Source organism: Pseudomonas sp. QTF5, assembly GCF_000512695.2.
Taxonomy (GTDB): Bacteria; Pseudomonadota; Gammaproteobacteria; order Pseudomonadales; family Pseudomonadaceae; genus Aquipseudomonas.
This window is the reverse complement of record NZ_AZRW02000027.1, coordinates 40523-53354: the sequence shown is the minus strand read 5'-3', so window position 1 is coordinate 53354 and position 12832 is coordinate 40523. Positions and strand designations below refer to the sequence as shown.

Below are 12832 nucleotides of genomic sequence, written 5' to 3'. Positions count from 1 at the left end.
CACAGCCGTCTAACATCAACCACAAGGAAAAATTGTCCCGTTCCCCTCAAGTTGAGGGCCCCACCAACCGACACAGTGTTAATAGGGCAAATACTCCAAACAACAGCATATCCGCCAAGCTACCGGCAAAATCCCCTGGGTTGGATTGTCCCTTTGACTGACATCACGGGATTGCCAATACTCATGGCAACTTGATGCTACCGCACGGAACAAGGAATAACCCTTTGAAGCTGGAACTCAAGAACAGCTTGTCGGTGAAGTTGCTCCGGGTCGTGCTCCTGTCGGCATTGATCGTCGGCGTGGTCTTGAGCTGCGCGCAGATCGTTTTCGACGCCTATAAAACACGCCAGGCCGTGGCCAACGATGCTCAGCGCATACTCGATATGTTCCGTGACCCCTCCACCCAGGCCGTCTACAGCCTGGACCGGGAAATGGGTATGCAGGTGATCGAAGGCCTGTTTCAGGACGACGCCGTGCGCATGGCCTCCATCGGCCACCCTCACGAAGCCATGCTCGCGCAAAAAAACCGCGAGCTGCAGCACTCCAACAGCCGCTGGCTGACCGACCTGATCCTCGGTAAGGAGCGCACGTTCACCACCCAACTGGTAGGCCGCGGCCCTTACAGCGAGTACTACGGTGACCTGAGCATCACGCTCGACACCGCTACCTATGGCCAGGGTTTCATCGTCAGTTCGGTGATCATCTTCATCTCAGGCGTATTGCGCGCCCTGGCCATGGCTCTGGTGCTGTATCTGGTTTATCACTGGCTGCTGACCAAACCACTGTCGCGGATTATCGAACACCTGACCGAAATCAACCCGGACCGGCCCAGCGCCCACAAGATTCCGCAGCTCAAGGGTCATGAGAGAAACGAGTTGGGCGTCTGGATCAACACCGCCAACCAGTTGCTCGAATCCATCGAGCGCAACACCCACCTGCGCCACGAAGCGGAAAACAGCCTGCTGCGCATGGCCCAGTACGACTTCCTCACCGGTTTGCCGAACCGCCAGCAATTGCAGCAACAACTGGACAAAATTCTCGTCGACGCCGGCAAATTGCAGCGTCGGGTTGCGGTGTTGTGTGTCGGGCTCGATGATTTCAAAGGCATCAACGAACAGTTCAGTTATCAGACCGGTGACCAATTGCTGCTGGCCCTGGCCGATCGCCTGAGAGCCCACAGCGGCCGCCTCGGCGCCCTCGCCCGTTTGGGTGGCGACCAGTTCGCACTGGTTCAGGCCGACATCGAACAACCCTATGAAGCGGCCGAACTGGCCCAAAGCATTCTTGATGATCTGGAAGCGGCGTTCGCCCTCGACCATCAGGAAATCCGCCTGCGCGCCACCATTGGCATCACCCTGTTCCCCGAGGACGGTGACAGCACCGAGAAGTTGCTGCAAAAAGCCGAGCAGACCATGACCCTGGCCAAGACTCGCTCGCGCAACCGCTATCAGTTCTATATCGCCAGCGTCGACACGGAAATGCGTCGGCGTCGCGAGCTGGAAAAAGACCTGCGCGATGCCTTGATCCGCGACCAGTTCTACCTCGTTTATCAACCGCAGATCAGCTACCGCGATCATCGCGTGGTGGGCGTCGAGGCGTTGATTCGCTGGCAGCATCCCGAACACGGGCTGGTGCCGCCGGACCTGTTCATCCCGCTGGCCGAGCAGAACGGCACCATTATCGCCATCGGCGAATGGGTGCTGGATCAGGCCTGCAAACAATTGCGCGAATGGCACGATCAGGGTTTCGACCTGCGCATGGCGGTGAACCTGTCCACCGTGCAATTGCACCACGCCGAGTTGCCGCGGGTGGTCAATAACCTGCTGCAGATGTACCGCCTGCCACCGCGCAGCCTGGAACTGGAAGTCACCGAAACCGGCCTGATGGAAGACATCAGCACCGCCGCCCAGCATCTGCTGAGCCTGCGTCGCTCCGGCGCGCTGATCGCCATTGACGACTTCGGCACCGGTTACTCATCACTGAGCTATCTGAAAAGCCTGCCGCTGGACAAGATCAAGATCGACAAGAGCTTCGTTCAAGACCTGCTCGATGACGACGACGATGCGACCATCGTTCGGGCCATCATCCAGCTGGGCAAGAGCCTGGGCATGCAGGTGATTGCCGAAGGCGTGGAAACCGCCGAGCAAGAGGCCTACATCATCTCCGAAGGCTGCCATGAAGGTCAGGGCTATCACTACAGCAAACCGCTGCCGGCACGGGAATTGAGCGCCTACCTCAAGCAAGCCCAGCGCAGTAATGCAGTCATTCTTTGAAACAGCATTTGTAGCAGCTGGAAAAACCCTGTGGCGAGGGAGCTTGCTCCCGCCGGCCGATCCGCGCCCGGGCGCAGCAGTCGCAATCAGGATGACGCGATACTTCCGGCAGAACCGGGTTGCAGAATTTGGGACAGCTTCGTCGTCCAGCGGGAGCAAGCTCCCTCGCCACAGGGCTGCGCCAGCTGCTATAGATCATGTTCCTGGCATTCAACCGCGCGAATAAGAAATATTTACAAGCACAACCCTTTACACATAATGCGAAAGATTTGCATTATGTCGCAGTTTTGCGCGCCCTCCACGCGCGTCCATTAATCACCGAAGCAGGATGTTCGCCATGATTCGTATGCCTCTGGCCACCGCCAGTCTGCTGGCCATCGCTATTTCCCTCGCCGGTTGCGGCGAAGGCAAAGACAAGGCTGCCGCTCCACAAGCGCCGACCCCGGCCGCCAGCACCGCTGCCCCGGCTGCGCCTGCTGCTACCGGTAAAGTCGATGAAGCTGCCGCCAAGGCTGTGGTCGCGCACTACGCCGACATCGTCTTCGCCGTTTACAGCGACGCCGAATCCACCGCGAAAACCCTGCAAACCGCCGTCGACGCATTCCTCGCCAAGCCGAACGCCGACACTCTGAAAGCCGCCAAGGCGGCCTGGGTCGCGGCCCGCGTGCCTTACCTGCAGAGCGAAGTGTTCCGCTTCGGCAACACGATCATCGACGACTGGGAAGGTCAGGTGAACGCCTGGCCACTGGACGAAGGCCTGATCGACTACGTCGACAAATCCTACGAACACGCACTGGGTAACCCGGGCGCCACCGCCAACATCATCGCCAACACTAAAGTTCAGGTCGGCGAAGACAAGGTCGATGTGAAAGACATCACCCCGGAAAAACTCGCCAGCCTGAATGAGCTGGGCGGTTCCGAGGCCAATGTCGCGACCGGCTACCACGCCATCGAATTCCTGCTCTGGGGCCAGGACCTGAACGGCACCGGCCCTGGCGCCGGCAACCGTCCGGCTACCGACTTCCTGGAAGGCAAAGGCGCTACCGGCGGTCACAACGATCGTCGTCGCGCTTACCTGAAATCCGTGACCCAACTGCTGGTCAACGACCTGCAAGAAATGGTCGGTAACTGGAAGCCGAACGTGGCCGACAACTACCGCGCCACCCTGGAAGCGGAACCGGCTGAAACCGGCCTGCGCAAAATGCTGTTCGGCATGGGCAGCCTGTCCTTGGGCGAACTGGCGGGCGAGCGTATGAAGGTTTCCCTGGAAGCCAACTCCCCGGAAGACGAACAGGATTGCTTCAGCGACAACACCCACAACTCGCACTTCTACGACGCCAAAGGCGTGCGTAACGTGTACCTGGGCGAATACACCCGCGTCGATGGCACCAAAATGACCGGCGCCAGCCTGTCGTCGCTGGTGGCCAAAGCCGACCCGGCAGCCGACACCGCGCTGAAAGCCGACCTGGGCACCACCGAAGCCAAGCTTCAGGTCATGGTCGATCACGCCAACAAGGGTGAGCACTACGACCAACTGATCGCTGCCGGCAATACCGCTGGCAACCAGATCGTGCGCGACGCCATCGCCTCGCTGGTCAAGCAGACCGGTTCGATCGAAGCGGCCGCCGGCAAACTGGGCATAAGCGACCTGAACCCGGACAACGCTGATCACGAGTTCTGATCAACGCTGGCTAACTGAAAAAGGCGACCTTCGGGTCGCCTTTTTTGTTAGCCCGAACGCAGATCAAAATGTGGGAGCGGGCTTGCTCGCGAAGGCGGCGTGTCAGGCAACATTGATGTCGACTGACACTCCCTCTTCGCGAGCAAGCCCGCTCCCACATTTTGATCTGCGTTGAGAGTATTGCCCCACATCAACCAAACGATAATTCCTCTTATTCAAACTCCCCTGCCCTGTTAGACTTTGCGCCCTTGTTTTGCTCGTCTTGCAGGATGTCCGATGCCCTCGCTGCCTCTTCGCTTGTCCGCACTGTTGCTGGCCCTGGGCCTGAGTGCCTGCGATGACGCCCCGCGTTTTACCCAGGCCGAACCCGGTGAAGCCCGCTCCGGTGGCAGTGCGACGGTGCGCAAGACCGATCAGAACTCATTCTCCCTGCCTTCCGCCAATCTGCCGCCGTCACGGAGAGTCGATTTCAGCGTCGGCAACAGTTTCTTTCGCAGCCCTTGGGTGATTGCCCCGTCGACCACCACCGCCCGCGATGGCCTTGGTCCGTTGTTCAATACCAATGCCTGCCAGAACTGCCACATCAAGGACGGGCGCGGTCACCCGCCCGCACCCGATGCGCCGAATGCGGTATCAATGCTGGTGCGCCTGTCGATCCCCGATGCGCCGGCCTATGCCAAGGCCATCGAACAACTGGGTGTGGTTCCGGAGCCGGTCTACGGCGGGCAGTTCCAGGACATGTCGGTGCCCGGCGTCGCCCCGGAAGGCAAGGTGCGCGTCGATTACACAACGGTCCCGGTGCGTTTCAAAGACGGCAGCGAAGTCGAGTTGCGCAAGCCGACCCTGCAGATCACTCAACTCGGCTACGGCCCGATGCACCCCGACACGCGTTTCTCGGCGCGCATCGCACCGCCGATGATCGGCCTGGGCTTGCTTGAAGCGATCCCCGACGAAGCCATCCTGGCTAACGCCGAGGCCCAGGCCCGGGAGAAAAACGGCATCGCCGGACGGCCGAACCGGGTCTGGGACGACGCGCAGCAGAAAACCGTCCTCGGGCGATTTGGCTGGAAGGCCGGGCAACCGAACCTCAATCAACAAAACGTTCACGCGTTCTCTGGTGATATGGGCCTCACGACCAGCCTGAAATCCACCGATGACTGCACCGACGCGCAAACCGCTTGCAAGCAGGCGCCCAACGGCAATGGCCCGGATGGCGAGCCGGAAGTCAGCGATAACATCCTGCGTCTGGTGCTGTTCTACAGCCGTAACCTCGCGGTACCGGCCCGTCGCGATGTCGGCGCGCCGCAAGTGCTGGCCGGCAAGAATCTGTTTTTCCAGGCGGGATGCCAGTCCTGTCACACCCCTCAATACACCACCGCCGCCAACGCCGCGGAACCTGAATTGGCCAATCAAGTGATTCGCCCTTACAGCGACCTGCTGCTGCATGACATGGGCGACGGCCTGGCCGACAACCGCAGCGAATTCCAGGCCAGCGGCCGCGACTGGCGCACCCCGCCGTTGTGGGGCATCGGCCTGACGCAGGCGGTCAGCGGCCACACTCAGTTTCTGCATGACGGCCGCGCCCGCGACCTGCTCGAAGCCGTGCTCTGGCATGGCGGCGAGGCACAGGCGGCGCAGCAACAGGTTTTGTCTTTCAATGCCGAGCAGCGCGCGGCGTTGCTGGCGTTTTTGAATTCCCTTTAATACGTATTCCTTCCGCGGGAGCCCGACATGTTCCGTCCCAAATTGTTGTTCACCAGCCTGGCCGCCCTCGCCCTGGGCGCCTGTTCGCCCCAGGATCCGCAAGCGGTCACGTCGGCAGCCATCGCCAAGCAAGTGATCCTGCCGACCTATAGCCGCTGGGTCGAAGCCGATCGGCAACTGGCGGTCAGTGCCCTGGCGTTCTGCCAAGGCAAGGAAAACCTCGAAACCGCCCGCGCCGACTTCCTGCACGCGCAGAAAGCCTGGGCCGAGTTGCAACCGCTGCTGATCGGGCCGTTGGCCGAGGGCAACCGTTCGTGGCAGGTGCAGTTCTGGCCGGACAAGAAAAACCTCGTGGGCCGTCAGGTCGAGCAACTGGTCACCGCACAACCGCAGATCGATGCTGCTGCCCTGGCCAAGTCCAGCGTTGTGGTTCAGGGGCTCTCGGCCTATGAATACATCCTGTTCGACAGCAAGATCGACATGGCCGACAGCGCGCAGAAAGCCAAATACTGCCCGCTGCTGACCGCCATTGGCGAACGCCAGAAGCAACTGGCCGAAGAGATCTTGTCGCGTTGGAACACCAACGACGGCATGCTCGCGCAGATGAGCAAATTCCCGAACCAGCGTTACGCCGACTCCCACGAAGCGATCGCCGATCTGCTGCGCGTGCAAGTGACGGCGCTGGACACCCTGAAGAAAAAACTCGGCACGCCGATGGGTCGCCAGAGCAAGGGCACGCCACAACCGTTCCAGGCCGATGCCTGGCGCAGCCAATCGTCGCTCAAAAGCCTGGAAGCAAGCCTGAACGCGGCGCAAACCGTCTGGGTCGGTGTCGACAACAAAGGCCTGCGCGGTCTGTTGCCGAGCGAGCAAAAACCCTTGGCCGACAAGATCGACGCGGCCTACGCAGCGTCCCTGAAACTGCTCGCCAGCAACCAGCGCTCGCTGACCGACATGCTCACCGACGATGCCGGGCGCCAGCAGCTCAACGCAATCTACGACAGCCTCAACGTTGTCCATCGCCTGCACGAAGGCGAACTGGCCAAGGCGCTGGGCATCCAACTGGGCTTCAACGCCAACGACGGTGACTGATGAGGGCAAGTGCCATGCTGCGACGCCAGGCTCTGACGTTAGGGAGTTTGCTGCTGGGTGCGGTGACACTGGGCGGCTGGACGCTGTTCAAGCAAAAGGACAAAAGCCCGCTGCTGCTCTCGGCGCGGGACGATGGTGATGGCAAGCACTACGCCGTCGGTTATCGGCTGGATGGCACCCGGGTGTTTGCCACCCAGGTCGGCCAGCGTTGCCACGACATCATCAACCACCCGACGCTGCCGATAGCGTTGTTCGTCGCTCGGCGTCCGGGTACCGAGAGTTACCTGATCGACTTGCGCGATGGCACGTTGCTGCAAACCGTGAAGTCGCAGCCGAACCGGCACTTCTACGGTCACGCAGTGATTCACCAGAGCGGCGACTGGTTGTACGCCACCGAGAACGACACCTCCGATCCGGGTCGTGGCCTGCTCGGCGTGTATAAGTTCGAAGGTGAGCGCCTGGTGCACAGCGGCGAGCTTTCCACCCACGGTGTCGGCCCGCATCAGGTGTCGTGGATGCCCGATGGCGAGACGCTGATTGTCGCCAACGGTGGCATTCGCACCGAGGCGGAAAGCCGGGTCGAGATGAACCTTAACGCGATGGAGCCGAGCCTGGTGTTGATGCAGCGCGATGGCACGTTGTTGAGCAAGGAAACACTGGCTCAACAGATGAACAGCGTGCGGCACTTGGGCATCGCCAGCGATGGCACCATCGTCGCCGGCCAGCAGTTTATGGGCGCTGCCCACGAGTCATCGGAGCTGCTGGCGATCAAGCGGCCCGGCCAACCGTTCGTGGCGTTCCCGGTGCCTGAGCATCAGTTGCAGGCCATGGGGCATTACACCGCCAGCGTCGCCGTGCACAGCGAACTGCGTCTGGTCGCCCTGACCGCGCCGCGGGGTAACCGCTTTTTTATCTGGGACCTGGACAGCGGTGAAGTACGCCTGGACGCGCCACTTCCCGATTGCGCCGGCGTCGGGGCTGTGGCCGATGGTTTTGTCGTGACCTCCGGTCAAGGCCGATGCCGGTACTACGATTGCCGCCAGACAACCCTTGTTGCAAAACCTCTGGAGTTGCCTGCGGGGCTCTGGGACAACCATCTTCATCTGATCTGACTTCATCCTCCCTTGTAGGAGCGAAGCTTGCTCGCGAAAGCGGTGTATCAGTCAGTACATCAATTGGCTGACACACCGCTTTCGCGAGCAAGCTTCGCTCCTACAGGGTTTGCGTCATTCTGTAATAACTGCCAGTTGGAATCCCCTTCGCAGTGGGAGTAATGTTCCCGCCTGTCTCACCTGATTTTCTCCAAGGAACTGGAAATATGCTGCGTCGCCGCATGCTGATCATGTTGGGTGTTGTTCTGCTAATCGTGCTGGTCCTGGCCGGTTACAAAGCCTTCTCCATCTATACGATGATGCAGGGCTTCTCCGCGCCGAAACCGCCGATAAATGTCGCCGTGGCCACCGCCACCGAACGTCCGTGGCAAAGCCGTTTGCCAACGGTCGGCACTCTCACGGCGCTGCAAGGGGTCGACCTGAGTCTGGAGATCGCCGGCACCGTCAAAGAGGTGCAGTTCGAGTCGGGACAGAAGGTCAAGGCCGGTCAGCCTATCCTGCAACTCGACACCGCCGTGGAAACTGCCCTGCTGGCAACCGCTCAAGCCGACCTGGGACTGGCGCAACTGGATTACGGTCGCGGCAGCCAATTGGTGGGCAGCCAGGCTATTTCCAAAGGCGAGTTCGACCGACTCTCGGCGGTGTTGCAAAAGAGCCGGGCCACGGTCAATCAACTCAAGGCGGCACTGGAGAGAAAACGCATCCTCGCCCCGTTCAGCGGGACCATCGGCATTCGTCAGGTAGACGTCGGCGACTACGTGGCCAGCGGCACGATGATCGCCACCCTGCAAGACATCAGCAGCCTCTACGTCGACTTCTTTGTGCCCGAACAATCGGTGCCGAAAATCGCCCTCGGCCAACCGGTACAGATCATTGTCTCGGCCTACCCGACAGAGAGTTTCCCCGGCACTATCAGTGCGATCAACCCGAAGGTCGAGAGCAGCACCCGCAACGTGCTTGTGCGCGCAACCCTGGCCAACCCCGATGGCAAGCTGCTGCCGGGCATGTTCGCCAGCTTGCAGGTGCTGTTGCCCGATCCGCAACCACGCATCGTCGTGCCGGAAAGCGCGATCACCTACACCCTTTATGGCAATTCGCTGTACGTCGTCGCGCAGAAAAAGGCCGAAGACGGCAGCCTCGAAAAAGACGACAAGGGCGAGCCGATTCTGATTGCCGAACGACGTTTCGTCGAAACCGGCGAGCGCCGCGACGCAATGGTCATGATCACCAAAGGCGTGCAGAACGGCGAAAAAGTGGTCACGGGGGGCCAGATCAAACTGGACCACGGCGCGCACATTGCCATCAGCGACGACAAGACCCTAGCCGAGAAGAGCAGTCAGCCGCGCGCTGACTGATCAAGGAATCCCCATGGCTTTTACCGACCCGTTCATCCGCCGCCCGGTGCTCGCCACCGTGGTCAGCCTGTTGATTGTGCTGCTGGGCTTCCAGGCCTGGAGCAAATTGCCGCTGCGCCAATACCCGCAAATGGAAAACGCCCTGATCACGGTGACCACCGCTTACCCCGGGGCCAACGCCGAAACCATCCAGGGTTACATCACCCAACCGATGCAGCAGAGTCTGGCCAGCGCCGAAGGCATCGACTACATGACGTCGGTCAGTCGCCAGAACTTTTCGGTGATCTCGATCTACGCGCGCATCGGCGCCAACAGCGACCGCTTGTTCACCGAGCTGCTGGCCAAGGCCAACGAGGTCAAGAACCAGCTACCCCAGGACGCCGAAGACCCGGTGCTGAGCAAGGAAGCCGCCGACGCCTCGGCGCTGATGTACATCAGCTTCTTCAGCGACGAGCTGAGCAATCCACAGATCACCGATTACCTGTCACGGGTCATCCAGCCGAAACTGGCGACCTTGCCGGGCATGGCCGAAGCCGAGATTCTCGGCAACCAGGTGTTTGCCATGCGCCTGTGGCTGGACCCGGTGAAACTCGCCGGTTTCGGCCTGAGCGCCAGCGACGTGACCAACGCCGTGCGCCAGTACAACTTCCTCTCCGCCGCCGGCGAAGTGAAAGGCGAGTATGTGGTCACCAGCATCAACGCCAACACCGAACTCAAATCCGCCGAGGCCTTTGGCGCGATCCCGCTCAAGGTAGAGGGCGACAGTCGCGTACTGCTGCGGGACGTGGCGCGGGTCGAGATGGGCGCGGAGAACTACAACTCCGTCAGCTCCTTCGGCGGCACGCCTTCGGTGTACATCGGCATCAAGGCCACGCCCGGCGCCAACCCGCTCGACGTGATCAGGGAAGTACGCAAGATCATGCCGGAGCTGGAAGCCCAGTTGCCGCCGAACCTGAAAGGTGAAATCGCCTACGACGCCACGCTGTTCATCCAGGCCTCCATCGACGAAGTGGTGAAAACCCTGTTCGAAGCGGTGCTGATCGTGATCGTGGTGGTGTTTCTGTTCCTCGGCGCCCTGCGCTCGGTGGTGATCCCGGTGGTCACCATTCCGCTGTCGATGATCGGCGTGATGTTCTTCATGCAGATGATGGGCTACTCGATCAATCTGCTGACCTTACTGGCGATGGTATTGGCCATCGGGCTAGTGGTGGACGACGCCATCGTGGTGGTGGAAAACATCCATCGGCACATTGAAGAAGGCAAGACACCGCTGGATGCCGCGATTGAAGGCGCTGCGGAAATCGCCATGCCAGTGGTGTCGATGACCATCACCCTGGCGGCGGTCTATGCGCCGATCGGTTTCCTGACCGGCCTGACGGGGGCGCTGTTCAAGGAATTCGCCCTGACCCTGGCCGGGGCGGTGGTGATCTCCGGCATCGTTGCCCTGACGCTGTCGCCAATGATGTGCGCCCTGCTGCTGCGCCATGATGAAAACCCCACGGGCCTGGCCCATCGCCTGGATGTGATCTTCGAAGGCCTCAAGCGCCGTTACCAGAGTGTGCTTCATGGCACTCTCAATACCCGGCCGGTGGTGCTGGTGTTCGCGGTCATTGTGCTGTGCCTGATTCCGGTGCTGCTCAAGTTCACCAAGTCGGAACTGGCGCCGGACGAGGATCAGGGCGTCATCTTCATGATGGCGAACGCCCCGCAGACGGCCAACCTCGACTACCTGAACACCTACACCGACGAGTTCCTCGCGATTTTCAAAGAATTCCCCGAGTACTACTCCTCGTTCCAGATCAACGGCTTCAACGGCGTGCAATCGGGGATCGGCGGCTTCCTGCTCAAACCCTGGAACGAACGCGACCGGACTCAAATGCAGATCCTGCCCGAGGTCCAAGGCAAACTGGAGAGCATTCCCGGGTTGCAAATCTTCGGCTTCAACCTGCCTTCCCTGCCGGGCACTGGTGAAGGCTTGCCGTTTCAATTCGTGATCAACTCGGCCAACAGCTATGAGTCATTGTTGGAAGTGACGGACCGGGTGAAAAAAAGAGCGATGGAGTCCGGCAAATTCGCCTTCGTCGACGTCGATCTGGCCTTCGACAAACCCGAAGTCGTGGTGGATATCGATCGCGCCAAGGCTGCACAGATGGGTGTGTCGATGCAGGATCTGGGCGGCACCCTCGCAACTTTGCTGGGTGAAGCGGAGATCAACCGTTTCACCATCGAAGGCCGCAGCTACAAAGTCATTGCGCAGGTGGAACGGCCATTCCGGGATAACCCCGACTGGCTGAACCATTATTACGTCAAGAACACCAAGGGCGAATTGCTGCCCCTGTCGACCCTGATCACCGTGACCGACCGGGCGCGACCGCGCCAGTTGAATCAGTTCCAGCAACTCAATTCGGCGATTCTTTCCGGGGTCCCGCTGGTCAGCATGGGTGAAGCCATCGACACCGTGCGCCAGATCGCTCGGGAAGAAGCGCCGGCGGGTTATGCCGTCGACTATGCCGGTGCGTCACGGCAATACGTTCAGGAAGGCAGCGCGCTGTGGGTCACATTTGCCCTGGCGCTGGCGATCATCTTCCTGGTGCTGGCGGCCCAGTTCGAAAGCTTCCGCGATCCACTGGTGATTCTGGTGACCGTGCCGCTGTCGATCTGTGGCGCGTTGATCCCGTTGTTCCTCGGCTGGTCGAGCATGAACATTTATACCCAAGTGGGATTGGTGACGTTGATCGGGCTGATCAGCAAGCACGGGATCCTGATCGTCGAATTCGCCAACCAGCTACGCAAGGAGAAGGGGCTGTCGCCCCGCGAAGCGGTGGAGGAAGCGGCGGCCATTCGCCTGCGTCCGGTATTGATGACCACGGCGGCGATGGTGTTCGGCATGGTGCCGTTGATCATCGCCACGGGCGCGGGTGCCGTCAGCCGGTTCGACATTGGCACAGTGATCGCGACGGGGATGTCTATCGGGACGCTGTTCACGTTGTTCGTGTTGCCGTGTATTTACACGTTGCTGGCCAAGCCCGATAAACCTTGAAGAACAGCCATAATCCTGTGGAGCCTTCAATCCTATGGGCGACGCCGCTCCCACATTGAACGATCGGATACAAAAAAGGCCTCGCATTTGCGAGGCCTTTTATGTGGGCTTCAATCTGTTCAACTTTGTGGCCTCAGTCCCTGAGAAAGTCCGAACATGAACAGTAACAAGTCATGATCGGGTTGAGTGGCCACGGGTGCTTTGGCAACCCGGGGCAACGGGCAATGCGCGTCACCGCGCACGGAGCTGAGGACTTGCGTGCGGGGCTGTTCCCATGCCGCCACCGCCAATGAAGCAACTGCCAAGGCTCCGGCTAAAAACAAACCTCGTGCAATTTCGAGTTTCATTGTTATAAGCCTTTGATAGCGCTGCCAAACGCCGTCTTATAAAAATAGACGAGTTTTTTCCAGTCTGTATCGCTGAACGACGAGTGGCGACGCAGTTGCTTAAATTCGAGCTTGATCAGACCAGCCATCACTGCAGTCTCCTGAACATCTGATGACCACCACCCTAGGTAGCACCGTGTCAGCGTCAGGTCGTGCGTTTGTGAAAAAACTGTCATGTAAAACCCGGAA

The 12832-nt window shown here is 60.2% G+C and carries 8 protein-coding genes and 1 pseudogene; 7 read left to right on the top strand and 2 right to left on the bottom strand.

The genetic code is table 11. The annotated features are described in order from the left end of the window. Window positions 1–194: 194 nt before the first annotated feature. From IC37_RS19935 to IC37_RS19905, 7 genes are all read left to right on the top strand, one after another. A complete protein-coding gene (locus IC37_RS19935; RefSeq protein WP_371916336.1) occupies window positions 195–2273 on the top strand; it encodes a putative bifunctional diguanylate cyclase/phosphodiesterase in 2079 nt (692 codons plus the stop codon). Between the two features lie 337 nt (window positions 2274–2610). Beyond that, on the top strand, window positions 2611–3954 hold the full coding sequence (locus IC37_RS19930) for an imelysin family protein (RefSeq protein ID WP_030128174.1): 1344 nt from the start codon (window positions 2611–2613) through the stop codon (window positions 3952–3954). 276 nt (window positions 3955–4230) lie between these two features. After that, window positions 4231–5658 carry a di-heme oxidoredictase family protein gene (locus tag IC37_RS19925; protein WP_030128175.1) on the top strand — a complete coding sequence of 476 codons (1428 nt, stop codon included), beginning with the start codon at window positions 4231–4233 and terminating at the stop codon, window positions 5656–5658. 27 nt (window positions 5659–5685) lie between these two features. Beyond that, the gene (locus IC37_RS19920) at window positions 5686–6750 is read left to right on the top strand and encodes an imelysin family protein (RefSeq protein ID WP_030128176.1); all 1065 of its coding nucleotides are present in this window, start codon (window positions 5686–5688) and stop codon (window positions 6748–6750) included. A 14-nt stretch (window positions 6751–6764) separates the two neighbouring features. Continuing rightward, window positions 6765–7862, top strand: a complete 1098-nt coding sequence (locus tag IC37_RS19915; protein ID WP_030128177.1) for a DUF1513 domain-containing protein — start codon at window positions 6765–6767, stop codon at window positions 7860–7862. Window positions 7863–8068: 206 nt separating this feature from the next. Beyond that, the gene (locus IC37_RS19910) at window positions 8069–9217 is read left to right on the top strand and encodes an efflux RND transporter periplasmic adaptor subunit (RefSeq protein WP_030128178.1); all 1149 of its coding nucleotides are present in this window, start codon (window positions 8069–8071) and stop codon (window positions 9215–9217) included. Between the two features lie 13 nt (window positions 9218–9230). Next, window positions 9231–12257 carry a multidrug efflux RND transporter permease subunit gene (locus IC37_RS19905; protein ID WP_030128179.1) on the top strand — a complete coding sequence of 1009 codons (3027 nt, stop codon included), beginning with the start codon at window positions 9231–9233 and terminating at the stop codon, window positions 12255–12257. Window positions 12258–12376: 119 nt separating this feature from the next. Here the strand turns inward: IC37_RS19905 and IC37_RS19900 are convergent, their stop codons facing one another. Both IC37_RS19900 and IC37_RS19895 read right to left on the bottom strand, forming a co-directional pair. Beyond that, window positions 12377–12604, bottom strand: coding sequence for a hypothetical protein (locus IC37_RS19900; RefSeq protein WP_081729249.1), 228 nt, complete (start codon window positions 12602–12604; stop codon window positions 12377–12379). Window positions 12605–12606: 2 nt separating this feature from the next. After that, window positions 12607–12711 (bottom strand): annotated as a pseudogene (locus IC37_RS19895) (InaA protein); the annotation flags it as partial. Window positions 12712–12832 lie beyond the last annotated feature (121 nt).

Excerpts from the sequence above, each read along its gene's own strand:
- IC37_RS19935 (WP_371916336.1), top strand. The coding sequence starts at position 195 with ATGCTACCGCACGGAACAAGGAATAACCCTTTGAAGCTGGAACTCAAG.
- IC37_RS19930 (WP_030128174.1), top strand. The coding sequence starts at position 2,611 with ATGATTCGTATGCCTCTGGCCACCGCCAGTCTGCTGGCCATCGCTATT.
- IC37_RS19925 (WP_030128175.1), top strand. The coding sequence starts at position 4,231 with ATGCCCTCGCTGCCTCTTCGCTTGTCCGCACTGTTGCTGGCCCTGGGC.
- IC37_RS19920 (WP_030128176.1), top strand. The coding sequence starts at position 5,686 with ATGTTCCGTCCCAAATTGTTGTTCACCAGCCTGGCCGCCCTCGCCCTG.
- IC37_RS19915 (WP_030128177.1), top strand. The coding sequence starts at position 6,765 with ATGCTGCGACGCCAGGCTCTGACGTTAGGGAGTTTGCTGCTGGGTGCG.
- IC37_RS19910 (WP_030128178.1), top strand. The coding sequence starts at position 8,069 with ATGCTGCGTCGCCGCATGCTGATCATGTTGGGTGTTGTTCTGCTAATC.
- IC37_RS19905 (WP_030128179.1), top strand. The coding sequence starts at position 9,231 with ATGGCTTTTACCGACCCGTTCATCCGCCGCCCGGTGCTCGCCACCGTG.
- IC37_RS19900 (WP_081729249.1), bottom strand. The coding sequence starts at position 12,604 with ATGAAACTCGAAATTGCACGAGGTTTGTTTTTAGCCGGAGCCTTGGCA.